This is a genomic window from Tenacibaculum sp. XPcli2-G, assembly GCF_024124505.1.
GTDB classification, from domain to species: Bacteria; Bacteroidota; Bacteroidia; order Flavobacteriales; family Flavobacteriaceae; genus Polaribacter; species Polaribacter mesophilus.
In genome coordinates this window covers 648585-673369 of record NZ_JAMXSH010000002.1, presented here as the reverse complement: position 1 = coordinate 673369, position 24785 = coordinate 648585, and the positions used below count along the sequence as shown (strand labels likewise).

At 30.7% G+C, this 24785-nt stretch carries 25 protein-coding genes; 8 read left to right on the top strand and 17 right to left on the bottom strand.

What is annotated here, in order from left to right; translation table 11 throughout:
* Position 1: 1 nt before the first annotated feature.
* The gene (locus tag NH341_RS07745) at positions 2–1099 is read left to right on the top strand and encodes an alanine racemase (protein WP_047788646.1); all 1098 of its coding nucleotides are present in this window, start codon (positions 2–4) and stop codon (positions 1097–1099) included.
* Between the two features lie 18 nt (positions 1100–1117).
* Here NH341_RS07745 and NH341_RS07740 read toward each other — a convergent pair whose 3' ends face one another.
* On the bottom strand, positions 1118–2425 hold the full coding sequence (locus NH341_RS07740) for a S28 family serine protease (protein ID WP_173360547.1): 1308 nt from the start codon (positions 2423–2425) through the stop codon (positions 1118–1120).
* 130 nt (positions 2426–2555) lie between these two features.
* Here NH341_RS07740 and NH341_RS07735 point away from each other — a divergent pair, with 130 nt between their 5' ends.
* Together NH341_RS07735 and NH341_RS07730 are read left to right on the top strand one after the other, a co-directional pair.
* Positions 2556–3509 (top strand): ornithine cyclodeaminase family protein, encoded by a 954-nt coding sequence (locus NH341_RS07735; protein ID WP_159614089.1) that lies wholly within the window; start codon positions 2556–2558, stop codon positions 3507–3509.
* Positions 3509–4582, top strand: coding sequence for a proline racemase family protein (locus NH341_RS07730; RefSeq protein WP_159614087.1), 1074 nt, complete (start codon positions 3509–3511; stop codon positions 4580–4582). The genes NH341_RS07735 and NH341_RS07730 overlap by 1 nt, the downstream gene beginning before the upstream one ends.
* A gap of 11 nt (positions 4583–4593) precedes the next feature.
* On the opposite strand, the gene NH341_RS07725 is transcribed toward NH341_RS07730, so the two are convergent.
* From NH341_RS07725 to NH341_RS07705, 5 genes are all read right to left on the bottom strand, one after another.
* The gene (locus NH341_RS07725; protein WP_253056293.1) at positions 4594–6381 is read right to left on the bottom strand and encodes an aminopeptidase P family protein; all 1788 of its coding nucleotides are present in this window, start codon (positions 6379–6381) and stop codon (positions 4594–4596) included.
* A 10-nt stretch (positions 6382–6391) separates the two neighbouring features.
* Positions 6392–7636: an FAD-binding oxidoreductase gene (locus tag NH341_RS07720; protein WP_159493284.1), complete on the bottom strand. Its 1245-nt coding sequence runs from the start codon at positions 7634–7636 to the stop codon at positions 6392–6394.
* A 59-nt stretch (positions 7637–7695) separates the two neighbouring features.
* On the bottom strand, positions 7696–8703 hold the full coding sequence (locus tag NH341_RS07715; protein ID WP_047788642.1) for a 4-hydroxyproline epimerase: 1008 nt from the start codon (positions 8701–8703) through the stop codon (positions 7696–7698).
* Positions 8704–8859: 156 nt separating this feature from the next.
* On the bottom strand, positions 8860–10446 hold the full coding sequence (locus tag NH341_RS07710; RefSeq protein WP_159493285.1) for an aldehyde dehydrogenase (NADP(+)): 1587 nt from the start codon (positions 10444–10446) through the stop codon (positions 8860–8862).
* A 22-nt stretch (positions 10447–10468) separates the two neighbouring features.
* Positions 10469–11392 carry a dihydrodipicolinate synthase family protein gene (locus tag NH341_RS07705; protein WP_073181885.1) on the bottom strand — a complete coding sequence of 308 codons (924 nt, stop codon included), beginning with the start codon at positions 11390–11392 and terminating at the stop codon, positions 10469–10471.
* Between the two features lie 155 nt (positions 11393–11547).
* Between NH341_RS07705 and NH341_RS07700 the strand changes: the two genes are divergently transcribed.
* Both NH341_RS07700 and NH341_RS07695 read left to right on the top strand, forming a co-directional pair.
* The gene (locus NH341_RS07700; RefSeq protein ID WP_073181883.1) at positions 11548–12393 is read left to right on the top strand and encodes an AraC family transcriptional regulator; all 846 of its coding nucleotides are present in this window, start codon (positions 11548–11550) and stop codon (positions 12391–12393) included.
* 94 nt (positions 12394–12487) lie between these two features.
* Positions 12488–13468 carry a type IX secretion system membrane protein PorP/SprF gene (locus tag NH341_RS07695; RefSeq protein ID WP_239179326.1) on the top strand — a complete coding sequence of 327 codons (981 nt, stop codon included), beginning with the start codon at positions 12488–12490 and terminating at the stop codon, positions 13466–13468.
* Here the strand turns inward: NH341_RS07695 and murI are convergent.
* From murI to NH341_RS07655, 8 genes are all read right to left on the bottom strand, one after another.
* The gene (murI, locus tag NH341_RS07690) at positions 13465–14253 is read right to left on the bottom strand and encodes a glutamate racemase (protein ID WP_253056291.1); all 789 of its coding nucleotides are present in this window, start codon (positions 14251–14253) and stop codon (positions 13465–13467) included. The two genes, NH341_RS07695 and murI, sit on opposite strands and share 4 nt — an antisense overlap.
* A 74-nt stretch (positions 14254–14327) precedes the next feature.
* On the bottom strand, positions 14328–14837 hold the full coding sequence (locus tag NH341_RS07685) for an OmpH family outer membrane protein (protein ID WP_047788636.1): 510 nt from the start codon (positions 14835–14837) through the stop codon (positions 14328–14330).
* Between the two features lie 37 nt (positions 14838–14874).
* Positions 14875–15678, bottom strand: coding sequence for an OmpH family outer membrane protein (locus NH341_RS07680; protein WP_047788635.1), 804 nt, complete (start codon positions 15676–15678; stop codon positions 14875–14877).
* A 63-nt stretch (positions 15679–15741) separates the two neighbouring features.
* Positions 15742–18285 (bottom strand): outer membrane protein assembly factor BamA, encoded by a 2544-nt coding sequence (gene bamA / locus NH341_RS07675; protein ID WP_047788634.1) that lies wholly within the window; start codon positions 18283–18285, stop codon positions 15742–15744.
* Positions 18278–19030 (bottom strand): isoprenyl transferase, encoded by a 753-nt coding sequence (locus NH341_RS07670; protein WP_047788633.1) that lies wholly within the window; start codon positions 19028–19030, stop codon positions 18278–18280. Before NH341_RS07670 ends, bamA begins: the two co-directional genes overlap by 8 nt.
* Positions 19031–19032: 2 nt before the next feature.
* A complete protein-coding gene (locus tag NH341_RS07665; RefSeq protein WP_253056289.1) occupies positions 19033–19713 on the bottom strand; it encodes a DUF6089 family protein in 681 nt (226 codons plus the stop codon).
* Between the two features lie 104 nt (positions 19714–19817).
* Positions 19818–20714: an NAD kinase gene (locus NH341_RS07660; RefSeq protein WP_253056288.1), complete on the bottom strand. Its 897-nt coding sequence runs from the start codon at positions 20712–20714 to the stop codon at positions 19818–19820.
* 31 nt (positions 20715–20745) lie between these two features.
* On the bottom strand, positions 20746–21405 hold the full coding sequence (locus NH341_RS07655; protein ID WP_047788630.1) for a CBS domain-containing protein: 660 nt from the start codon (positions 21403–21405) through the stop codon (positions 20746–20748).
* 59 nt (positions 21406–21464) lie between these two features.
* On the opposite strand from NH341_RS07655, the gene NH341_RS07650 reads away from it, so the two are divergent.
* Positions 21465–22178, top strand: coding sequence for a pyridoxine 5'-phosphate synthase (locus NH341_RS07650; protein WP_073181874.1), 714 nt, complete (start codon positions 21465–21467; stop codon positions 22176–22178).
* Positions 22179–22180: 2 nt separating this feature from the next.
* Positions 22181–22948 (top strand): alpha/beta fold hydrolase, encoded by a 768-nt coding sequence (locus NH341_RS07645; RefSeq protein ID WP_253056286.1) that lies wholly within the window; start codon positions 22181–22183, stop codon positions 22946–22948.
* 75 nt (positions 22949–23023) lie between these two features.
* Here the strand turns inward: NH341_RS07645 and NH341_RS07640 are convergent, their stop codons facing one another.
* Positions 23024–23281: a hypothetical protein gene (locus tag NH341_RS07640; RefSeq protein WP_047788627.1), complete on the bottom strand. Its 258-nt coding sequence runs from the start codon at positions 23279–23281 to the stop codon at positions 23024–23026.
* Between the two features lie 145 nt (positions 23282–23426).
* On the opposite strand from NH341_RS07640, the gene NH341_RS07635 reads away from it, so the two are divergent.
* The gene (locus NH341_RS07635) at positions 23427–23798 is read left to right on the top strand and encodes a hypothetical protein (RefSeq protein ID WP_047788626.1); all 372 of its coding nucleotides are present in this window, start codon (positions 23427–23429) and stop codon (positions 23796–23798) included.
* Between the two features lie 9 nt (positions 23799–23807).
* Here NH341_RS07635 and NH341_RS07630 read toward each other — a convergent pair whose 3' ends face one another.
* Both NH341_RS07630 and NH341_RS07625 read right to left on the bottom strand, forming a co-directional pair.
* A complete protein-coding gene (locus tag NH341_RS07630) occupies positions 23808–24230 on the bottom strand; it encodes a redoxin domain-containing protein (protein ID WP_239179358.1) in 423 nt (140 codons plus the stop codon).
* 53 nt (positions 24231–24283) lie between these two features.
* Positions 24284–24778 (bottom strand): DUF2867 domain-containing protein, encoded by a 495-nt coding sequence (locus tag NH341_RS07625; protein WP_053056652.1) that lies wholly within the window; start codon positions 24776–24778, stop codon positions 24284–24286.
* Positions 24779–24785: the final 7 nt, after the last annotated feature.

Here is a 24785-nt window from a genome sequence, read left to right as displayed (position 1 = left end):
TATGGCAGAATTAATTATATATTCTGAAAGAATAAAAGATAATATAAAAAAACTAAGTAATTTCTTTGAAAAAAATCATATCGAATGGAGCTTGGTAACAAAAGTTTTCTCGGGAGATAAAACATTTTTAAAAGCAATTTTAACTCCGGATGTAACTGAAAAAATAAACTCGATTGGAGATTCTAGATTAACAAGTTTAAGAAACTTAAGAGAGGTGAATCCAGATTTACGTACTATTTACATAAAACCCCCAGCAAATATTTATGCAGATGATGTGGTAGAGTACGCAGATATTTCTTTAAACAGCTCTTTATCTACTATAGAGTCACTTAATGAAGCAGCGAAGAAGAAAAATAAAATTCATAAAATTATTATCATGATTGAAATGGGTGAGTTAAGAGAAGGAGTAAAAAGAGATGATATTTTAGGGTTTTATGAAAAAGTATTCAATCTACCGAATATTGAAGTAATAGGTATAGGTTCAAATTTAGGATGTATGTACGGAGTAGAGCCTACTTATGATAAGCTATTGCAATTATCGTTATATAAAGAATTAATATCGGCTAAATTTAATAAGGATTTAAAATATGTGTCAGGCGGTACATCAATTACGTTACCATTGGTGGAAAATGGAGTCGCTCCTAAAGATATAAACCATTTTAGAATTGGAGAAGCTGCATTCTTTGGAGTAAGTCCGTTAGAGAATAAGCAGTTTAAAGATTTGCATACAGAAACATTTGAGTTTTATGCTAACGTAATAGAGTTGGAAAAGAAAAAAATAGTTCCCGATGGCATTATAAGTGAAGCAAGTATTGGACATACATCTACTTATGATGAAAACGATGTACAAGAAACATCGTACAAGGCAATTTTAGATTTTGGTTTATTAGATGTAGATAAAAATGATATTGAAGTTGAGGATAAAAGTATATCTTTTGTGGGAATTACTTCTGATATGTTAGTAATTGATGTTGGGTTGAATAAAAATGAAGCAGGAGATACAAAATATAAAGTAGGTGATAAAGTAAAGTTTACACTTAGCTATATGGGGGTAGCAAGATTGTTAAGTTCTAAATTTATAGATAAAGTTTATGTATAAAACAAAGATATCTACCCTCTACTTTTTTAGGGGGTAGATAGTAATGGTATTACCTAACCATGCTTGTAATTTATCATACATGATTTTTTGTTTTTCGTCAGAAAAATGTCTTATTCTAGTAGCATGATTTGCATTAGGTAATACCATTTTTAAGGCATCAACCTCTTTTTTAGGTATAGGAGCACAAGCGTACCAAGGATCATTTTCGCCGTAAATGTATAAAATTCGATTCCCTTTATTTTCTACATAATTGCGCACTTTTTTAATATAATTTGGGTTGTAGCTTATGTCAATATTTTTAGGAGCGAAACGCTTATTAGAACTACAGGTAACCACTTGAAGCAAATCTTTAACAGGTGTTAAGTCATATCCATAATACCCTAATTCTGTCATATGTTGATAAAAGGAAGGAAGGTAATAGTTATATCCCCAATCACTATAAACAGTAATATCAGAGTTCTTTATTAAAAAGTTAAATAATACGTTGATATCATCATTGTTCTCAGGTATTTTATCACACTTGCCATCTCCCCATTGCCAAAAAGAAAAAGGAAATTCTAATACAGCATATTCTAAAACTTCATTAAAAGGAACTTCATTAAAAGTAATCTCATTAGTCGTAGCATATTCTTTTAGTAATGGAATTATATCGCTTCTTTTATGTAAAATAGCACGTTGAAATGTTTTAATTCTATCTCTACAAGTTTCATTCTTAATAGTATTTATGAAATCGTTAGTTCTAATATCTTCTGTACCGTTTATTAAAGGAGCTACGTAAGGCACAGTTACATCAATATCATTAGGAAAATTATATTTATAAATTAATGCAGTTTCTCCTCCTTTACTAATACCCGTAGAAATCCATTTATTCTTGTACAAAGATTTTAACTTCTCAACAATAAAGTGATAATCGTTTGTGGCATTATCATTTGTTAGATATTTCCAAGGAATTTCATCAGGTCTAGATTTTCCGTACATTCTGTATTCTACAATAACTTGATTACCCTTAAAAATCTTGCTTAATTCGGTAGTTCTATTATGGGAAGCATACCCATCTGTAACCAAAATAGTAGGGTTATTATAGTCACTATGTGATATGTAAATATATTGCTTAAAAGTACCTTCTTCCGGATGTTTATGATCCAAAAATTGATTTAAAATAACTTGATAAGACTCTATAAAATGATCTTCAGTTTTTATAGTATTAATTTTAGCATTAGGAAAAACTTCTTGTAGTTTACTTTTAAAAGATTTATTATTATTTGTGTTACATGAAAGTAAAACAGTAATAATAAAAGTAAAAAGAAAAGTAGGAATTAACTTCATAAAATAATTTTGTATAAAATTATAGGCTTTCATTTTTTTAAATTGATACTATTTTATCTAACAGTGTGCAAATATTAAGTAGTTTAAGGGTAGATTCTATCGCAAGATTTTAAAAAACGTACATTTAGCTATGGAACAAATTGTACAAATTAATAATCAGTTTATAGAAAGTAATACATCTTTTCAAGAGTTAATAAATGAACTTAAAAAAGCATTTTCGGACAACAAGGTACAAGTACCTTTAAGGCACCATCATGATTTTACAAATCCTAAAGCAACTCAAGATTCAACCTTACTTTTAATGCCTGCTTGGAACCCAGGAAAAACAGCAGGAATAAAAATAGTTACCGTTAGTCCAGAGAATCATCAATTTAACTTACCAGCTATTCATGGAACATATATTTTGTTAAATTCTGTAAACGGAACTATTAAAGCAGTTTTAGATGCTAAAAGCTTAACAGCAAAAAGAACCGCGGCTGCTTCTGCTTTAGCATCTTCTTTTTTATCAAGAAAGAACGCAGATTCATTATTAATGATAGGTACAGGAGCTTTAGCTACTAATTTAATAAAAGCGCATTGTACAGTTAGACCAATAAAAAAGGTATATGTTTGGGGAAGAAACTATGAAAAAGCGAAAAAAATAGCAAAGCAGTGTAATAGTAATATTGTAAAAGTAGTACCAGTAGAGAAAATAGAAGAAAAAATAAAGGAAGTAGCGATTATATCTTCAGCAACATTATCTAAAATGCCATTAATTAATGGTGATTTATTACAAAAAGGGCAACATATAGATCTTGTAGGAGCTTACAAAAAAGACATGAGAGAAGCTGACAACTCAGCTATACTTAAATCAACAGTTTTTGTGGATACTTTTCAAGGAGGGCTTAAAGAGAGTGGAGATATTGTAATTCCATTAAACCAAGGGATAATAGAAGAAAAAGATATTAAAGCAGATTTATTTAGGCTGTGTGCTAATAACATTTTAGCTAGGACATCAGAAGAAGAAATTACACTTTTTAAATCAGTAGGTCATGCTTTAGAAGATTTAATAGCGGCAAATTATTATTATAAACAATACATATAATGAATAGGAGTAAAACATATAAAAATATTATACAAAAAACAACATTTACTATTCCCAAAGATTGGATACAGATAGAAACTATCGACATGCATACTGGGGGAGAACCGTTACGAGTAATAATAAAAGGATTTCCAGACTTAGAAGGGAAATCAGTTTTAGATTATAGACGATTTTGTAAAGAAAATTATGATTATTTACGAACAGCTTTAATGTTTGAACCAAGAGGACATGCAGATATGTATGGATGTATTTTATTGCCTCCAAATGATGATGAAGGAGATTTTGGTATTATTTTTTTGCATAATGAAGGGTACTCAACTATGTGTGGTCATGCCATTATTGCAGTCTCTACTCTTGCAATACACATGAAATGGATAGAGGTTGTAGAAGGAGAGAATATATTGAAAATAGATGCCCCTTGTGGTAGAATTGTTTCTTATACAGAGGTGAAAAACAATGAAGTAATAGGTGTAAAATTTCATTGTGTACCTAGTTTTGTTGTTGGCTTAGACCGTACAGTAAATGTAAAAGGGCTAGGAGAAGTTACATATGATTTAGCTTATGGTGGAGCTTTTTATGCATATGTAGACATGTGTAAAAATAATTTTGATTTTGATTTATCTGCAAGAAACTATAGAAATTTAATAAACGCAGGAATGGCTATTAAAAATGAAGTAATGTTGCAAGACAAAGAAATTTTACATCCTTTTGAGGATGATTTAAGCTTTTTATACGGAACTATATTTATTGATAATACTAAACAAATGTCTGGTAATGATAGTAAAAATGTATGTGTTTTTGCAGAAGGAGAAGTAGATAGATGCCCTACAGGATCAGGTGTTTCAGGGCGAATGGCAATTCACAAAGCAAGGAAAGAAATAGATTTTAATCAAGTAATGAGTATTGAAAGTATTACAGGTTCTACTTTCAAAGGTTCTGTAATCTCCGAAGAAAATTATGGAGCATTTAAAGCTGTAATTCCTCAAGTTGAGGGAACCGCATATATAACAGCCGTACAAACTTTTATAATAGACCCAAAAGATCCAATGAAAAAAGGGTTTATACTTCGATAAACCCCAAAATATTAATTAATTTTTGTGCATTTTTTAGCTAGCCAAATATTTTCTTCTTTAGTTAAGAAAGGAGAAAGTGTTTGGTAAACTTTACTATGGTAAGCATTTAACCAGTTTTTTTCATCAATAGTAAGTAAGTTTGCATTAATTAATGTGGTATCAATATAGCATAGTGTTAGTGGTTCAAACTCTAAAAAAATACCAAAACTAGAAGTCTTTTGTATTTTTGAAAGAACTATATTTTCTATCCTAATACCGAATTCTCTAGAAATATATAATCCTGGTTCAATAGTTGTTAGTTGGTTTTCAAAATGTGAACTTGTACCTCTTTCAGTTACTGTAGTGCTAGCAAATCCTTGGTCAGGTTCGTGTACCATACCAAAACTACCAATACCATGTCCTGTTCCATGTGGGTAATCTAATCCATTTTTCCATAATGGAGCTCTAGCAAAAGCATCTAATTGTACTCCTGTTGTTCCTCTAGGAAAAACAAGTTGTTCAAGTCCAATATAACCTTTTAGAACAGCTGTGTATGCTGTTGTTATTTTTTTACAAGGTGTGCCTCCAAGCCAAATAGTTCTGGTAATATCAGTAGTTCCATCTTCATATTGGGCACCACTATCTAACAATAAAATATTTTCATTTTTTACAAGCAAACAATTGTCTTTAGTAGCAGTGTAGTGAATGATGGCTCCATTTTTTTTATAGCCTACAATTGTAGCAAATGACTCACCTTTATATAAATCTTGTTGTTGCCTAAAATAATTAAGTTTTTGTCCTATTTCATATTCAGAAACAACATTTTTACAGAGTTTTTTTTCAAGCCAAATAAAAAACTTAGTTAAAGCAACTCCATCTTTGATCATACACTTTTTGGAACCTTCAATCTCAGTAATATTTTTAACTGATTTAAGAGTTTTAGCATAAGATTTTTCAGAAATAAGGGTTCCTTTTAAATTAACAAAAGACTCATAATTTAAAGTAGAAAAGTCAACTATGGTTTTTTTATTATAAGTTATTTCAGACAGATAAGTTATGACTTCATCATAGTTTTTTATAAAAACATTATTAGCGTCAAAATCATTAATAACTTGGGGTGTAAATCTCTTTTTATCACAAAAAAAATAAATATCTTGTTTACCTATAAGAGCATAAGCTGTAACCAAAGGGGTATAGTCAACATCACTAGAACGAATGTTAAATAACCAGGCAATCTCATCTAATGATGAGAAGAAATAAAAATCTACATTTTTATCTTTTAACCTTTCCTGAATTTTTCTAATTTTTGATAAAGTTGAAGCTCCACTGTATTTAATTGAATGATGGTAAATAGGTGTATTAGGTAAACTAGGCCTATTTATCCATATATTTTTTGCAAAATTAGGTTGATTTTTAAGTTGTATGTTTTTTAAAGTTGTATGTGATGTTAAATAATTTATTTGTGATATGGAAAACAACCTAAAGTCTAAGCCAATACAAGTTTCTGTATTCAGTAAATTACATAACCAAGCTACATGTTCTGGAGCATGAGGAATAGATTGTTTATGTAGTTGTACTTCAGAAGTGTTACACTCTTCTTCAAACTGTAAAAAATATCGAGAATCAGTCCATAAAGCAGCTCTATCTTTTGTGACAATTAGAGTTCCAGCAGACCCTGTAAAACCAGAAAAGTATTCACGAAGTTTCCAATGATCAGCCACATATTCCGATTGATGAGGGTCAGTTGATGGAATTATAAAGGCATCAATCTTTTGAATAGACATGAAGTCACGTAAAGCTTTTAATCTTTCATTAACCATAATAGCTTTTTTAAGAAAAACGTTCAATGTTAAACGGTTTTATATCTAAACTTGTTTTTTTATTACTTATGATTTCAGAAACTAATTTACCCGTTGCTGGACCTAGACTCCATCCCATCATCGCATGACCAGTAGCTACTGTCACATTTTTAATTTTTGAGAGTTTACCAATATATGGTAACCCATCTGGAGAGCAAGGTCTGAGTCCGCTCTCTACATTATCAATGTCTTTTTTTGTAATTTGTAAATTGTCGTAATATTGTTTAGCGGCTTGAGTAATTGTATGTACTCTTTTTAGGTTTATTTTATTGTTAATACCAGCAATTTCCATGGTGCCACCAAAACGAGTAAAACCATTCATAGGTGTTACAGCTACTTTTGCCTCAGTTAATATAGCAGGAATTGTAATACCCGTATTCTCTTTTACATTAACCCGATAGCCTTTACCTGCTTGAATAGGAATATTAATACCAAGTTTTTTAGCTATTCTTTGTGTCCATGAGCCAGTTGCTAATATAAATTCATCTGCAGTAATTGTATCATTAAGAGTATTGATATATTGTATTTTATTGTTTTTGATATGAAAATCAGTAACCTGTTCGTTAGCTAAAAAAGTTACATTATTTTGTGTTAAATATAGCTTTAACTGGTTCATGTACTCATTAGGTGTCATGTGAGCATCTGAATGATAGTAGATAGAACCTTTAATATTTAGTTTAATATTAGGCTCTAATTTTTGAGTTTGTTCTTTAGTTAAATGTTCTACTTTTAACCCTTCTTTTATGCCTAATTTTCCTATATTCCACTCTTCTTCCCCTATTTTATCAGTTTTATAATGCATTAATAAACCTTTATGTTGATAATGAAAATCAAAATCATTAGAAGTTTTAATTTCCTCATAAAGCTCTTTACTAAATACATTAATATTTTTGATAATAGGAATAGAAGTTGCAACTTTTTTATGTGTAGCAGATTTTTTAAATAACCATGCCCATTGAAAAAAGTCATAATCTAACTGAGGTTTAATAGAAAAAGGACTTGTAGAGCTAAACATCCATTTAATACCTTTATTAATAATGCCTGGTGCGGCTAGTGAAATAATATGACTAGGTGTTATAATACCTGCATTAACATAGGAAGCACCCGAAGAAAAGTTAGATTTATCTATAACAGTTACTTTATGACCTTCTTTTTGAAGGAAATACGCAGTAGATAAACCTATAATTCCTCCACCAATTATAATACAATCTTTCAATAATGTAACGTTTTAATTGTTTATTAATTGTTTTTTACCAATAACCTAAAATTAATGATTTAAATAACTTGAAAACCATAAGCATATGGGTCATCTTTATCATCTATTATAATGTTATTATACCCATATACTTTTGCCCATCCTTGTATACTGGGAATAATAGCTGGTTTACCATTTAAAGTTGTTTCTTTTTCTACACGACCAATAAACTTACTACCTATAAAGCTCTCATGTATAAAGTCTTCTTCAATTTGTAATTTTCCCTTTGTAAATAATTGAGCTAATCTAGCAGATGTACCAGTACCACAAGGGCTTCTGTCAATTGCTTTATCACCATAAAATACAGCATTTCTTCCTGATGAGCTTGGGTTTATTGGATCACCTGTCCATAGCATATGTGTAACGTCTCTAATAGTTTTATTCTCTGGATGAATAAACATGTCAGGATATTTTTCATTTATTCGATTTCGAACAACTTGAGAGTATTGAATAATTTTAGATGCTGTAAAATTGTGTACACCCGAAAAGTTTTTTTGAGGATCTACAATTGCATAATAATTTCCACCATAAGCTACATCGAAAGTAATTTCTCCTAAATCTGGACAATCTACTGTGAGTTCTTCAGCTGCTAAATAACTTTTTACATTTGTCAAACGAACCCAATCTACTTTTTTTCCGGTTTGCTGATATTCAATTTCAACTAAGCCAGCAGGAGCTTCCATTCTAATCTTTCCTGGAACTTTAGGTGTAACTAAGCCTTCTTCAATTGCTATAGTGATTGTTCCAATTGTTCCGTGACCACACATGGGTAAACATCCAGAAGTTTCAATAAATAAAATAGCAAAATCATTTTTTGGGTTGTGAGGAGGGAACAAGATTGAGCCACTCATCATATCATGACCACGAGGTTCAAACATTAAACCTTTACGAATCCAATCATACTCTCTAAGGAAGTGTTGACGTTTTTCGCTCATGTTGGCTCCTATTAAGTTAGGACCACCTCCTGCAACAACTCTCACAGGATTACCACAAGTGTGTGCATCTACACAAAAAAAAGTTTTTTTCATCTTAAATTGAATTGCCAGCTTGTATTCTGTAGTAGAAAAAACCCTTCAAATTTTTCTATTTTGGAAAGACGAAGCTGGCTTTATTTCAATTTCTTTAGATGCTCCAAAAGTAAGGTTTTGAACTTACAGGTTTTCTAAAGAAATTATTAAATTTTATTATACTATTTTCTCTTTTGTTAGTGTACCGTTAACAGAACGTAAAATATATAAAGGGTTTTCGTTTTTTAGTTCTTGAGGAAGCAGATAATTAGGCCAGTCTTGATAGCTAAATGGACGTACCCAACGTTTAATAGAGTTGATTCCTACTGCTGTGAATCTGCTGTCTGTTGATGCTGGGTATGGACCTCCATGAACCATTGATGGACAAACTTCTACACCAGTAGGAACACCGTTAAAAATAATTCTTCCAACCCTGTTTTGTAAAGCTGAAACTATAGTAGGGTAGTTAGCTACTTCATTATCATCTGAAATAACTGTTCCTGTAAGTTGCCCTTCTAAGCTCGAAATTATTTCTTCTAACTGTTTTTCGTTTTTACATTGAACCACAATAGAATATGGGCCAAATACTTCTTGGTGTAAAGTAGGATTGTCTAAAAATGTTTTTCCTTTAACAGTTGTAACTATTTGAGAAGCATAGTTGGCTTGTGTTTCCTCTTTATAGTTAGTAACTACAGTTAATCCTTCTTGAGCAATAGCTTTAGATTTGTTACTCTCGTATGCTCCAACAATGTTTGGATGTAGCATACAAGTTGGATTGATTTCTACAATTTTTTTAGCTAAAGAATTAATAAAATTATCTAAACCATCGCTTTCTATTCCTAAGATCAATCCAGGATTCGTACAAAATTGTCCTGTACCTAACGTAATAGAATTAGCATAAGTACTTGCTATGCTTTTACTTCTATTTTGTAATGCTTTTGGAAGCATAATAACTGGGTTAATACTTCCCATTTCAGCAAATACAGGAATCGGCTCCTCTCGTTTTGCAGCTAAATCTAATAAAGCTCTTCCTCCGCGGATACTACCTGTAAAGCCAACAGCTTTTACTTTAGGGTGAGCTACTAATTGCTGACCTACTTCAATACCACTAGAGTTTAAGTTAGAAAAAACACCATTAGGCATTTCAGTTTTTTCAGCAGCTTTAATAATTGCTGAAGCTATAAGTTCACCCGTACCTGCATGCATTGGGTGCGACTTAACTATCACAGGACAACCAGCGGCTAAAGCAGCTGCAGTATCTCCACCTGCTGTAGAATAGGCAAGAGGAAAATTACTTGCGCCAAAAACAACTACAGGACCTAAAGGAATATTCATTTTACGTAAATCTGATTTAGGACTTGGTTCTCTATCAGGAATTGCAGTGTCGATGGTAGCCTCTACCCATGAGCCCTCTTCAACTAAATCAGCGAAAGAGCGTAATTGAAATACAGTTCTTCCTCGTTCTCCTTTTGCACGACCTTCTGGTAATCCAGATTCAGCACAATATGTTTGTATCAATTTAGTACCTAAGGCTAAAATTTCATCAGCAATAGCATTTAAAAATTCAGCTTTTCTTTTACCAGAAATAGTTTGGTATTCTTTAAACGCTGTTGTAGCTAAATCGACAGCATTATTAATCTCTTCTGGAGTCGCTTCGGTAAAAATATATTCATTTTCCTGGTTTAATTCAGGGTTAAATGTTTTGTAAGTTGTACTTCCTAAATTCGATAACTGATTTCCTATATAGTTTTTTCCTGTAATCATATTTAAATTGACAAAGAGTTAATTAGTGAGTAGCTAAAGTTTTATAATTGGGTAAAGTTGGTCTGTTTTTTAAGCCTGTTTCTATTACGCTTAAAACGTGTTTACGCTCTTCACCAATTAATGGTAGCCTTGGTGCTCTTACGTTTTCAGTACCGATACCTGTAGCTACTTCTGCTAGTTTAATGTTTTGCACTAATTTAGGGTTTATATCTAATTCCAACAACGGTAAAAACCAACGATAAATTTCTAAAGCTTCTTGTATACGCCCCGCTTTTTGTAGTTCATAAATAGCTACTGTTTCTTTAGGAAAAGCACAAACAAGACCAGCAATCCAACCATCTGCACCCATTAATAAACTTTCCAAAGCTATTGTGTCTACACCAGTCATTATCTTTAATCGATTACCAAAACGGTTCTTAATTCTAGTTACATTAGAAATGTCTCTTGTAGACTCTTTTACAGCTTCAATATTATCATGTTTTAATAATTCTTCAAACATATCTAGTGTAACCTCAATCTTATAATCAACAGGATTGTTATAAACCATAATTGGAAGTGAAGTGTTTTTTGCTACAGCTTTAAAGTATTCTACTGTTTCTCTGTCTCCAGACTTGTATCTCATGGGAGGAAGCATCATTAAACCCTTTGCCCCATCTTCTTCAGCTTTTTGAGCTGCTTCTATGGCTGCTTTTGTAGTTTGTTCAGCTATATTAATTAATACAGGCACTTTATTATTAACAAGCTTTACGGTAGTTTGGGTTAATATCCTTTTTTCATCATCAGATAAAGTACTAGCTTCTCCTAGCGTACCGCCTAATACTATGCCGTGTACACCAGCATCTAATTGTGCTTTTATGTTCACTTCAAACATGTTTAAGTCTAGGGCATCATCATTTGTAAACTTTGTAGTTACTGCTGGCATTACACCGTTCCAATTTATACTCATTTTAGTATTGTTTTTTTGGCAAAGTTATAAGTGAAGAAGTGACTGTCTTAGCTTCAAATTACCTAATACTGGTATAATATTACCTTATTAATTATTTTGATTAGTATTTGTTAGTAGTATTTGCATATTTTTGAATACTAATAGTAGTTTTATTAATGAAAGTTTTACCCTTTAAAATACCAAAAACTCATAATATTGGTTTGATCTATCAGGAGGATAAAGAACAATTCTTTTATGATAAATTCCATCAGCATGAGGAAATACAATTATGTGTAATAGTGAAGGGAGAGGGAACTTTAATTGTTGGTGATACTGTTAATAAATATTCATCTGGAGATGTCTTAGTTATAGGAGGTAATTTACCACATGTTTTTAAAAGTGATGCTTCCGTTATTAAAGAGTCTTTTATGATTTCCCTTTTTTTTACAAAAGAATCTTTTGGGAAGAGTTTTTTCCAGTTAGATGACTTTAAAGAATTAATTCCTTTTTTTGAAAAATCTATATCAGGATTTAAACTCTTAAATAACAAAAAAAAAGTTATAAGAATTTTATTAAGTTTACAAAAATCAAGTAATCTTAATCGTTTCATAGGTTTACTAAGAGTTTTAAAAATTTTAGTTGATTCTGATACAATAGAGCTTGCTAGCTTTATCTACCCTAAAAGATATACAGATAATGAAGGAAAAAGAATGCGGGATGTAATGGATTTTACAATAAATAATTTTGAAAAAAATATAGATTTATATGAAATAGCAGAAAAAGCAAATATGACTCCCAATGCTTTCTGCAGATATTTCAAACAAAGAACAAATAAAACGTACTTTACTTTTTTAAATGAATTGCGTGTAGAGAATGCTTGTAAATTATTAGTGTCAGACAAAAGCCTTCCAATTAGCTCAATAGCATATAAATCAGGATTCAATAATTTATCTAATTTTAATAGAAAATTTAAAGAAGTTAAAGGAATAAGCCCTTCAATTTTTAGACATAAAAACATATAAATAGTTTTTTGAATAATAGTTATTTTGTTTCTTAAAATTTAACAAAAAAAGCAATATTTCTTAGTTATATTTGTCTTTTTGTTTTTAAAAAATTATGAAGAAGATAATTGTTTCTGTTTTTTTTTTATTATTAAATTTAGTTTATAATGTTTCAGCACAGGAAACATTACCAATTTATGCTGATTATTTGTCAGATAATGTATATTTATTACATCCTGCAGCTGCAGGTATAGGAGATTGTGGGAAAATAAGATTAACAGCACGTCAACAATGGTTAGGGGTAGATGATGCTCCTGCTTTACAAACAGCAAGTTTTCATACAAAGTTAGGAGAATACTCTAACACAGGAGTTGGAGTAATTCTTTTTAATGATAAAAATGGATATCATTCACAAAAGGGAGTTCAAGGTACCTATGCTTATCATATAGATATGGGAAATGAAAACCTTTTTAATCAGTTATCTTTTGGATTGTCTTTTTCTGTGGTTCAGAATGAAAGAGATCAAAGGGCTTTTATAAACGATCCTACAGTAAGTCAGGTTATAGAAAGTGATTTTTATTTTAATGCTGATTTCGGAATGGCATATCATAAAAATGGGCTGTCATCTTATTTTACCATAAAAAATATTTTCTTATCAGCAAAAAACAATTTAAACCCAGATTTTGAATCATATAATCTTAGAAATTATATTCTTGGAGGAGGATACTTTTTTGGTGATAAAGAAAAGTTACAATTTGAGCCCTCATTAATGTTTCAATACAAAGAACAGACTAAAGAAAAAATAGCAGACATAAATTTTAAAGTATACAAAACACTAAATACAACTCAAATATGGGCTGCCTTATCTTATAGAAAGAGCTTTGGAGGAAATGTCTTTGGAGATTCACAATACGTAACTCCAATAGTTGGAGTTAATTATAAAAAATGGATGTTTGCTTATACTTATACACAGCAAACAGGTGATGTAGTATTTTCAAATGGAGGTTTTCATCAATTATCATTAGGTGTAAATCTATTCTGTACTAAAAGAAGAGCAGCTGCGTGTCCTAATATTAATGGAAGTTTTACGTATTAAAAATTTAAGAATTTTATTGTACTATTTTTATAGTCTTTCAACATTGATTTTAAAACATCAGCCTCTTTGTTAATATAAAATGTGTTTTCGGTAACTTCATTACTATTATTTAGTAAATTTTGTTGAAGTAAAACATTTTTAACTTGTCTGGCTACAGCTTCGCCAGAGTCAATAATCTTTACATTTTTACCCGTAATTTTTTGTATTTGAGGTAATAAATAAGGATAGTGAGTACAGCCTAAAACAATATAGTCACATTTTTTATCTAGCATTGGTGTTAGGTACTTTTTTAATAATAAAGTCATCTTATTAGAATAGATGTTTCCATTTTCTATAAGTTCAACTAATCCTTCTCCTATTTGTTCAATAATATTAATTTGATCATTTAAACTTGAGGTTGTTTTTTCAAACAAAGCACTATTTAAGGTTCCTTTAGTAGCCAATATACCAATAGTACCCGTTTGAGTTTGTAATGAAGCTGGTTTTATAGCAGGTTCTATACCAATAAAAGGTATTTTATAATTAGCTCTTAGATATTCAATGGCATTAGTAGTAGCTGTATTACAAGCAACAACTATAATTTTGGCTCCTTTATCAATTAAAAATTCAGTATTTTTTATTGATAAATTAACTATTTGTTGTGTTGATTTTTGACCATATGGAGCATTTTTACTATCTGATAAATAAATAGTGTTTTCTTTTGGCAGTAGCTGATGGATTTCTTTCCAAATAGATGTACCTCCAATACCAGAATCAAAAATACCAATAGGTTGTTGTGTAATCATTTTCATACGTATAACAAAAATAAAAATCCTGCTGTTTAAACAGCAGGATTTTTATATAAATATATGTATTCTTTTTAGAATCCTAATTTAGCTCTTACAGCATCATAAATATCTTCTCCTTTGTCGTAAACGATTAAACCTTTACCTGGTGCAGCATCGAAAACGTATATAATTCCTTTTTCAGAAGCAACAGCTTTAATAGCATCTTCAGCTTTCTTTAAAATAGGAATAGTTTTTTCTTGATATTTCTTTTGCATTTCTTTACCAGCAGCTTGTTCAGCTTGGCTAATTCTTAATCTTTCTTGTTGAACTTCAACAGCTCTTTTTTGGTTTACCTCTTGTGTTTGACTTTTACCTTCAGCTTCATATTTCTTCATTTTAGCCTCAAGTTTCTTATACATTGTTTCAATGTCATCACGGTATGTTTTGTTTAGCTTTTCTAGTTCTGCTTTCATAGCTTTTGTAGCAGGCATTTCAGCTAATAATTTATCAGTGTTAATATGTGCAGTTTTCTGTGCATTCGCCACACCACCTAATCCAACCGTAAAAATTGCAACTAATAATAACGTTTTTAAATGTTTCATCTTTGTTTAATTTAATTAATGTTATTTTATTCTTGATTTATTTGTTCTGTTTTGTTTCCTCTTCTTTTTTCTTTCTAGCTTCTTCTTGTGCTTTTAATAAGGCTTTCCTCTTTTCTTGTAAAAGTTTTCTTTTATTAGCTCTTTCTTCTAAACGTTGTTTTCTTTTTTCTTCTATTTGTTTAATTTTAGCAAGTCTATCAGCTTCTTTTTTCTTTTTTAATTCTTCTCTTTTAGCTATTTTTTCTTTTTGTTCGTCACTTAAATTATCATTTTTAAGTAATGACTTTTTAGCTTCAATTTTATCCTTTTTAGCTTGCCTTCTTTGATCGATATTAATCATTTGTACAACAAGGTCGCTAATATCGTGTTTTTTGTTGGAATATAGCATAACTAAATCGCTAGATTTATCAAAAACAAAATCATATTTTTTTCTAGAAGCAATCGTTTGTACAGCATTGTATACTTGGTCTTGCACGGGTTTTACTAATTGCTTTCTTAAATTGTACATGTCACCGTTTGGACCAAAATATAAAGACTCTAACCTTCTTAAAGATTCTTGTTTAATGGTGATGTCTTCTTCACGCTCTTCAATTAAATCTTTAGTTAAAATGGCTTTTTCGTTAGTTAAATCAACTTTCAAAACTTCAATAGCACGAGCCTCTTTATCTAGTTTAGATTTCCATTTTTCTACTTTAGCATCTAAAGAGTTTTGTGCTTCTAAATATGCTGGGATACTTTGAAGAATATACTCCATATCAATGTAAGCTATACGTTGATTTTTTTGGGCAGCGGTTATACTTGCTATAAGTAAAAGAACGATTGATAAAATACTTTTTTTCATCTTTGATATAATGTGTTTAGAAAAAACCGTGCCAAAACCTAGACGCATTATGAATGCATGATTTTAGAACTGTCTTCCAATTATAAAATGGGTTTGCCAACCAGATTTTTCGGTTAAGCCAGGTAAAGGATCAAAACCATGAGCGAAATCAATACCTAATAATCCAAATGCAGGCATAAATATACGAACACCTACTCCAGCTGAACGCTTTAACTTAAACGGATTAAATTCGCTAAAATTGTCATAAGAATTACCTGCTTCTAAAAAGCCTACAGTGTAAATCGATGCAGTAGGCTTATCTGTAATAGAATAACGCAGTTCTAATTGAAATTTGTTATAAATAGCCCCACCATCAATAGAAGAGATACGGTTGTTCTCATATCCTCTTAATCCAATTGTTTCACGACCATCTAATTGACCTTGTGCAATACCGTCTCCTCCCACAAAGTATCTTTCAACTGGCGTTAAGCCTAATTCATCATTGTAAGAACCTAAATAACCTACTTCGAAATTAGACATTAATACTAACTTGTTAGCTAAGGCTGTATACCACTTACCTTTAGCAGAAATTTTATAGTATTCTAACCATCTGTATTTATCAGCTAAATAAGCTTGTCTTTCATCAGAAGTTGGGTTCGTAGGCTCAGTGTAGTCTTTTCCATTAACTAATGAATAAGGGAAAGTAGCTTTAGCTTTTAAAGTAAATTCAGAACCGTAAGTAGGGAAAATTAAACTAGGACCTGCAGAATTACGGCTAAGTGCTACTGTATATGCTAAGTTGTTTAAATCTCCTTGGCTAAGAATATTATTAGAAGAACCTACACGATAACCATAGTTTTGTAATTCTATTCTTTGATAACTAATGTTTTGAGAAAGAGTAAAATAATCATCAGGCCATTTTAAACGTTTACCTAAACCTATAGATGCACCAATTATACTAAGACTTTCATCTTTATTTACATCGTTCGTAGTAAAATCATAACGATATTGATTTGAAAAATATACAGAGAAAGATAAAGATTGAGGTGTTTTACCGCCTAACCATGGCTCTGTAAAAGAAAAACTATAGGTATTGTAAGTTCTACTTGCTTGTAAACGAAGAGAAAGTTTTTGACCATCTCCCATAGGTAGTGGCTTATAAGCATCTTTATTAAAGATGTTTCTAACTGAGAAATTGTTAAAAGAAAGACCTAAAGTACCTATAAAGGAACCACCACCATAACCTCCTTGTAACTCAATTTGACTTCCTCCTTTTTCAACAACAGAAAAATCAATATCAGCAGTTTTATTCTGATAATCAGGTTTAACATCTGGTGTTACATTAGTGTCGAAGAAACCTAATTGTCCAATTTCACGAATAGACCTAATAATATTTTCACGGCTAAATAAATCTCCCGGCTTAACACGTAATTCTCTATAAATTACATGGTCGTTTGTTTTATCGTTACCCGTTACTGTTACCTTTTTTATTGTTGCAGGTTCATCTTCTCTAATACGAACTTCAACAGTAATGGAGTCATTTTCTACTTTAGTTTCTACAGCGTTTACTTGAGAGAATAAGAAACCATTATTATGATAGAGAGTTTGTATGTCTTGAGAAGTAGGTGTACCATCTCCAGAGATACGCTCTTTTAAAACCTTTCCATTGTAAATATCTCCTTTGTCTATTCGGAGGATGTTACTTAACTGTTCATCTGTATATTGTTTATTACCAATAAAAACAATTTCATCAAAACGGTATTGACGGCCTTCTTCAACTTCAATTTCAAGATTAATGGTATTGTCATCATTCCAAACAACTTTGTCAGATAAAATCCTAGCATCACGATATCCGTTTTCGCTGTATTTTTCAAGAATACTTTTTAAATCTTCTTTATAATCATCTAAAATATATTTAGAAGCTTTCCAAAAACGACCAAAAACTTTACGTTTGGTGTTTTTCATGGCACCACGCAAAGTAGCGTTAGACATGGCTTTATTGCCAGTAAAATTAATTTCTTTAATCTTTATACGATTACCCCTATCGATAAAAATAGACATGCTAACAGTGTTAACATCAGAAGTGTCTTTTTTAGTATCTAATGAAACCTTTGTTTTTAAGAAACCTTTATCTGTATATTTCTTTTTAATAAAGTTGCGAGTGGTAACAATAAGGTTGTCTGTGACCATTACCCCTTTTTTTAATTCTGTTTCTTTTTTTATCTCTTTAATTTGTGATTTTTTTATCCCAGAAATGGTAACTCCAGTTAATTGAGGTAACTCAGTTACATCAAATTGAAGATATACTGTTTCACCATCGCGTTTAGATAAATAAACATCTACTTCACTAAATTGTTTACTTTCATATAGCTTTTTAATGGCACTTGTAAGTTTGTCTCCTGGTAATTTAATTGGTTGTCCTTCAACTAAACCAGTATATACTCTTACTGTTTGTTCGCTAAATTTTTGTAAGCCAGTTACAGTTATACCTCCTAAAATATACTCTTTTCCTTTTTCGTAGGAAATAATATTTGTGACAGTACTGTCTTTAGGAGTTGTGTCTTGCGCTTGAGTACTCACCACAAATAGGGTGATAAAAAATACTAGTAAATACGAATATTTATTCATTTGTTTCAATCTGTTCACTGGTTTTTCCAAATCTTCTTTCTCTATTTTGATAATCAATTATTGCGTTATAAAGATGTTGTTTTCTGTAATCAGGCCATAGTACATCAGTAAAATATAACTCAGCATAAGCCATTTGCCACAGTAAATAATTGCTTATTCTTTGTTCCCCACTTGTACGTATCATTAAATCAACATCGGGCAAATTAAACGTATATAAATGATTATTTATAATTTTCTCGTTAATTTTTTCAATTTCTATCTCGTTATTAACAACTTTTTTTGATATGTTTTTGATAGCATTAACAATTTCCTCTCTTGAACCGTAGCTTAAAGCAAAGGTTAAAGTAATTTTAGTATTGTTTTTAGTTGCATCAATAACCTTACTCAATACTTTTTGGGCATTGCTTGGTAAATTTGCTAAGTTACCAATAGCATTGACTTTTACATTTTTACGTTGAAATTCGGGGAGTTCTTTTTTTAGAGTAGTTACCAATAAACTCATTAAAGCATCTACTTCTAGTTTTGGGCGATTCCAGTTCTCGGTTGAAAAGGCATACAGGGTTAAAAATTTAACACCAAGCTCAGAAGCAGTATCAGCTGTTTCTCTAATAGCTGTTAAAGCATTTCTATGTCCAAAAACACGTTGCATACCTTTACCTTTTGCCCATCTACCGTTACCATCCATAATAATGGCTATATGGTTTGGTACTTTTTGTAAATTAATACGCTGTAGTTTTTCTTCCATAATTATTGTGCTATTCCACCAAAGCAAGGTGGTCTTCCAAAGGTATATACAATAGAAACTCCTGAGAATACATACCAGTCATTTCCATTACCCCCAAAATCTAGTGAGTTTATTTTATCTGTTGTAAAGTCTAAATCGTCTACGAATGTGAATCGTATACCTGTTTCAAAAGCAATGGCAAAATTATCGGTTAATCTTCCCTTTAATCCAATACCTACAGGAATAGTATATGAAAATTTGTTTTTTAAGAGAACTGTATTACTTGATGAAGTTGGTTCTGGACTTTTGTAATTAAAAGCAGCAACTTCAGCTAATATATAAGGTGTAAATGAAGTTCTGTAATCGCTGATGTTATAATCAAAGAAATTAAATTCTACTCCAGCTGCAAATTCATGAATGGTGTTTGAAAAGCTAATACCTCTATTTTGGCGAAAAGCATTATCAGCATTGTTATCATTACCAGAAATAGGAATGTAAGTATATGTTCCTCTTAAGGCAATTCTTGGGTTTAGGTTATACTTGTATATAAGACCACCAGCAAACTCATTAGGGTGTATGTAATTGGTACTACCAATATCACCAACATAGTTAGAACCACCGGCAAAGAAACCAATTTCATGTGTTTGTGATTGTAGAGGTGTTACTACACAAGCCAATAATATTAATAAAATAAGTCCTCTCATTGTAAAATAGCGTGCAAATATAGGGAATTGAATTTGCTTTAAAAAGTTAATAATCTGTCTTTTTGATTAACTTTTTTTTTATGGTTTTATTGTAATCATTATCGTTATAAGGATTCATTTCGTATGTCTTCTCCCCATAAAAGTTTTCCGCGCAAGGTATTTAAATAAGATTGATTCTTTGGTAAAATACTTTTTATGGTAAATGGTGCTTTTTGTATTTTTATTTCAGTTCCTAAGGAAACAGTGGTAATGCGTGAATCTAGAGAGATTAAAAAATCTTTTTCTCTAGCACTTACTTCTAAAAGAATATCAGTATTATCTGGAATAACCATTGGACGCGCATTTAAATTATGTGGTGCAATGGGAGTAATAACAAAGCTTTTTGAATTAGGTAAAATAACAGGACCATCACAACTAAGTGAATATCCTGTAGAACCTGTTGGTGTTGCTATAATTAATCCATCAGCCCAATAATTTGTTAAATATTCTTCGTTTAATGAGGTTTTAATTCCAATCATAGAAGTTGTGTTTCTTCTAGCAATAGTAACCTCATTAAGAGCAAAGTTAAGTTCAGAAAAATCTTCTGTTGTAGGAGAAGTTTCTATTTGTAATAAAGATCGTTCTTGAAGTGTATATTCTTTTTTAAGCATTAAGTTAATTGCTTCTTCAATTTGATCTTTTTGTATGGTGGCCAAAAAACCCAAACGCCCCGTATTAATACCCATAATAGGAATATCTAAATCTCTAATGTAGGTTACAGCTCTCAAAATAGTACCATCTCCACCTATGGTAAACATTACATCAAAAGTGTTTGATAAGTCATTAAAATGTGCGTAGGTAGGATACTTTTTATTTAGTGAATTCTTTTCAAGAAATAAATTATAGAATTGTTGTTCAAAAAAAACAACAATATTATGTTTTTCTAAGATAGTTAAAAGAATTTTAACCTCTTTATCTGCAAGTGTAGTATATGCTTGACCGTAAATAGCGACTTTTTTCACTGTTAAAATTTTGTGTTGGTTGTTGAAAAAATTACATATCCAAGTACTTTCTTAAATAAGCAGCTCTATCTTTAAGTTCTTCTAAATAAAAATCATCTTCGTGTTGTGTAATAACGTTGTAACCGTACCTACGAAATGTTTGAATAATTTCATTTATTTCTTCTGAAACAACTTTAAGGGTTACTTCAATGCTATTTATGTTTTCTGAAGAAATATATGCACCTAATAATTTACCGTTATTGGCTTCAACTATTTGAGCTACTTGCCCCATAGAATAATCTGTTTTATTCTTGTCAATAATTAAAGTATCACTTTCATTATGTAAAAAAGGGCTGTTAGCAAAAGCATCTAAAATATCACTCAATTCATAATAGCCTACATAATGCAGGTTTTTATCTATAACAGGAATTAAATTCGAGTCGTTATCAGCAAATAAAGTAATTAAATCGAGTAGTGTAGCATTTTCATTTGTGTAAAAATGATCTAGTAAATAAGAGTATTCACTCAGTGTACGATTTTTATTTTCAATAGTTTGAATATCACTTTCAGGTAAACAACCTATTAATCTGTCGTTTTCAACAACAGGAATATGAGTTATAGGTAAATCATTACACAGCTTTTGAGCACTTTTCACTGTGTCGTTTAGCGTAAGTGCTTTAATTTCTTTTAATATAAAATCATTGATTTTCATTACTACGAATATAGTTTAAAATGTTTGAATGCGTTACCTTTGTCCTATAATTTTACAACATGACAAAGTTAAGTGTTAATATTAATAAAATAGCTACACTTCGTAATTCTAGAGGTGGTAACGTGCCTAATTTACTAAAAGTAGCAACTGACATACAAAGTTTTGGGGCCGAAGGAATCACAATTCATCCAAGGCCAGATGAACGTCATATTCGTTACCAAGATGCTTATGATTTAAAATCAATTGTAACAACTGAATATAATATTGAAGGAAATCCAATTGATAAATTTAAACAAATGGTGTTAGAAATTAAACCAACACAAGTAACGTTGGTGCCTGATAGCGTTGATCAACTTACATCTAACGCTGGTTGGGATACTATAACACATCAATCGTATTTAAAAGATGTGATTGCTGAGTTTAAAGAAGCAGGAATTAGAGCATCAATTTTTATTGATACAAATTTAAAGTTAATTGAAGCTGCAGCTAAAACAGGAGCCGATAGAGTTGAGTTGTATACAGAGGAGTTTGCCACGCAGTACGAAAAAGGAAACAAAGAAGCGGTAAAACCATACGCGGAAGCTGCAATTTTAGCAAATGAATTAGGTTTAGGAGTTAATGCAGGTCATGATTTAAGCTTAGATAATATTCAATTTTTTAAACAAAATATTCCTCATTTGGCTGAAGTGTCTATAGGGCATGCGTTAATATCTGAAAGTTTATATTTAGGCTTAGAAAATGTTGTGAATATGTATTTACATCGTTTGCAATAATTATGGAAGTATTACATTCAAAAATCATTGGAGAAGGATCCCCGTTACTTATTTTGCATGGATACTTTGGTATGGGAGACAATTGGAAGTCGCATGCCAATAAATTTGCAGAAGATGGTTTTGAGGTGCACTTAATAGATCAGCGTAATCATGGACGAAGTTTTCATTCGGACGCTTTTGATTATGAGTTAATGGTAGGAGATTTGTATAATTACATTCAATATCATAATCTTAAAAAAGTAGATTTGTTAGGGCATTCTATGGGAGGAAAAACAGTAATGTTATTTGCAACCGAATACCCTGAGTTAGTAAATAAACTAATTGTAGCCGATATTTCTCCAAGAATGTATCCGCCACATCATCACGAAATTTTAGCGGCGTTAAACTCCGTAGATTTTTCGGTGCAAACTTCACGTAAGTTAGTAGATGAAAAATTAGCTGAGTTAATTCCAGAAAAAGGAATCCGTCAATTTTTAGCCAAGAATGTGTATAGAAAAACGAAAGACGAATTAGGGTTTCGTTTTAATTTAAAGTCGTTAACAGAAAATAATAGTGAAGTAGGTGTTGCGTTGCCGTCTTTTACAGTTTTTGAAGGAAAAACGTTGTTTTTGCGTGGATCGAATTCAGGATATATATCAAAAGAAGATGAGCCATTAATTCAGGCACATTTTCCAAAAGCAGTGATAAAAACAATACCCAATGCTGGACACTGGCTGCATGCTGAAAATCCAGAATATTTTTATAAAGAAGCTGTAACTTTTTTAAAATAAAAAGCGAGGAGGAATTTATTAATCCCTAGTCCCTCGCTTAAAATAATCGCCCCCCGGCGAAAAACAAAAAAATTATTAAGGGAAATCACTGTTTATCTCGTCAATTAAATAGTTGATATTGTCATCAATTATTTGTTGGTTTTTCATGTAGTTGTAAAAAACATTTACTATAGCTTTTTCAACAATTAAGTTTTTCCTTTTACCTGAGTATACTTTTTGTATGGTTTCTAAAGAGAAATCATGACCGTTTTTACTCAAGTAGTTTTTTACCTTGTCGCGGTATTTAGGTGGCTTAATTTTTTCTAATTCTTTTCGTTGTGTAGCAGTTATCATAAAAACTCAAGTTGTTTTTTAGAAGTTGATAGCACTTTTTAATTTATATTTGTACGTATTGTGTACTTATTACGAAGTAAAAATACAAACAAAAATCTAAACACGAAAACAAAATTAAATAAATTTTAGAAAAAAGTTATTTTTAATGAGCGACTTTGTAGATGAAACATATAAAAGGGTAGAGGAGGTGATTAACTATAAAAGGTTAAATATAAGGTCTTTTGAAGAAATCATTGATGTTTCTAACAACTCTATTGGAACGGCAATACGAAGAAAATCATCATTTAAAAGTAATGTTTTAAACAAAATTCTACATTCTTTTCCTGAAATAAACCCAACTTGGTTATTAACAGGTAAAGAAGAAATGCTTTTGTCAGTAACAAACGAACCTTCTTCAATATATAAAATCAAAGATATTAATAGTCGTTTAAAAGATAGTTTGTTGTATTTGTTACAAGAAGATAAAGAAGTTAAAGAGGCAATAGCCAGTCAAGTAGCGAAGGTGTTAAAAGAATAACTAGCTAATCTAATTACTTGTTTTGGTTAAACTTTCTAAGGCGTAATATAATCTATTTTGAGCATTATCTTGCGATCCAAAGATAGATCTATACACTTCACCATTAGGGGTCATTAGTACCCATTGAGGTGTTCCTTCCGAATTAAAAAAATCATACATTTTGTGGTTGTTATCTATATAAATAGGGAACGGGAGTTCGTTTATAGTAAAAATACTCAAGATATCATCCCTAGTAACATTGTTATTGCTAAAGTTACTATGAATACCAATAACTTCAATATACTTGTATGTTTGTTTAAACTTATAGGCTAGTGGAATGGCTCTACCAGTGCAACCTAAACAAGCATTGTTGTAAAACAACAATAATAGAATTTTGTTAGCATACTTTTCAAGTAAGTTAACTTCGTTTTGATTAAAATCGGTTACTTTTATTGAGGTTATAGGTTTAATAGAGTTATTTTTTAATAGCTCAAAAGTACAAAAAGTTAATTGTTTAATTTATAAGCATTTTTAACCATTCTCTTAACAACTAACCTATGAAAAGGTTTTATAAGCTTCATGTATACTTCACCTTTTTTATTATTGTATTCAACTAACGTAATAACTTTGATATTATAAAAAGGATCGTGATTGTTGTGTACGATTGCTCTAAAATTTAAATGAGTGTCATTAGCACCTAATACAACTTCATTACTTGATATAGAAAAAATTTTAAAGAAACTTACATATCCGCCAACATCAAACCGCTCGTTATAATCATCAGGGTAGTTGTTTTTTAAATTAAAAAAAGCAGCAATTTTATTACGTAATTTAAATAAAAAGTCTACCCAAACTGGAGGTTTATTAAAAATTAAATTTACAATTTCTTCTATTGTGTTTGTATGATTAGTGGTAGAGAATGTGTCATGAAAATTTATTGTAGGAAGTAGTTTTTTAATGTCTTTATTCAAAAGAGTTTTATCTTCTTTAACTTTTTTCATATTACTA

Coding starts and splice junctions, on each gene's coding strand:
- NH341_RS07745 (WP_047788646.1), top strand. CDS start 2: ATGGCAGAATTAATTATATATTCTGAAAGAATAAAAGATAATATAAAA.
- NH341_RS07740 (WP_173360547.1), bottom strand. CDS start 2,425: ATGAAGTTAATTCCTACTTTTCTTTTTACTTTTATTATTACTGTTTTA.
- NH341_RS07735 (WP_159614089.1), top strand. CDS start 2,556: ATGGAACAAATTGTACAAATTAATAATCAGTTTATAGAAAGTAATACA.
- NH341_RS07730 (WP_159614087.1), top strand. CDS start 3,509: ATGAATAGGAGTAAAACATATAAAAATATTATACAAAAAACAACATTT.
- NH341_RS07725 (WP_253056293.1), bottom strand. CDS start 6,381: ATGGTTAATGAAAGATTAAAAGCTTTACGTGACTTCATGTCTATTCAA.
- NH341_RS07715 (WP_047788642.1), bottom strand. CDS start 8,703: ATGAAAAAAACTTTTTTTTGTGTAGATGCACACACTTGTGGTAATCCT.
- NH341_RS07710 (WP_159493285.1), bottom strand. CDS start 10,446: ATGATTACAGGAAAAAACTATATAGGAAATCAGTTATCGAATTTAGGA.
- NH341_RS07705 (WP_073181885.1), bottom strand. CDS start 11,392: ATGAGTATAAATTGGAACGGTGTAATGCCAGCAGTAACTACAAAGTTT.
- NH341_RS07700 (WP_073181883.1), top strand. CDS start 11,548: ATGAAAGTTTTACCCTTTAAAATACCAAAAACTCATAATATTGGTTTG.
- NH341_RS07695 (WP_239179326.1), top strand. CDS start 12,488: ATGAAGAAGATAATTGTTTCTGTTTTTTTTTTATTATTAAATTTAGTT.
- murI (WP_253056291.1), bottom strand. CDS start 14,253: ATGATTACACAACAACCTATTGGTATTTTTGATTCTGGTATTGGAGGT.
- NH341_RS07685 (WP_047788636.1), bottom strand. CDS start 14,837: ATGAAACATTTAAAAACGTTATTATTAGTTGCAATTTTTACGGTTGGA.
- NH341_RS07680 (WP_047788635.1), bottom strand. CDS start 15,678: ATGAAAAAAAGTATTTTATCAATCGTTCTTTTACTTATAGCAAGTATA.
- bamA (WP_047788634.1), bottom strand. CDS start 18,285: ATGAATAAATATTCGTATTTACTAGTATTTTTTATCACCCTATTTGTG.
- NH341_RS07670 (WP_047788633.1), bottom strand. CDS start 19,030: ATGGAAGAAAAACTACAGCGTATTAATTTACAAAAAGTACCAAACCAT.
- NH341_RS07665 (WP_253056289.1), bottom strand. CDS start 19,713: ATGAGAGGACTTATTTTATTAATATTATTGGCTTGTGTAGTAACACCT.
- NH341_RS07655 (WP_047788630.1), bottom strand. CDS start 21,405: ATGAAAATCAATGATTTTATATTAAAAGAAATTAAAGCACTTACGCTA.
- NH341_RS07650 (WP_073181874.1), top strand. CDS start 21,465: ATGACAAAGTTAAGTGTTAATATTAATAAAATAGCTACACTTCGTAAT.
- NH341_RS07645 (WP_253056286.1), top strand. CDS start 22,181: ATGGAAGTATTACATTCAAAAATCATTGGAGAAGGATCCCCGTTACTT.
- NH341_RS07640 (WP_047788627.1), bottom strand. CDS start 23,281: ATGATAACTGCTACACAACGAAAAGAATTAGAAAAAATTAAGCCACCT.
- NH341_RS07635 (WP_047788626.1), top strand. CDS start 23,427: ATGAGCGACTTTGTAGATGAAACATATAAAAGGGTAGAGGAGGTGATT.
- NH341_RS07625 (WP_053056652.1), bottom strand. CDS start 24,778: ATGAAAAAAGTTAAAGAAGATAAAACTCTTTTGAATAAAGACATTAAA.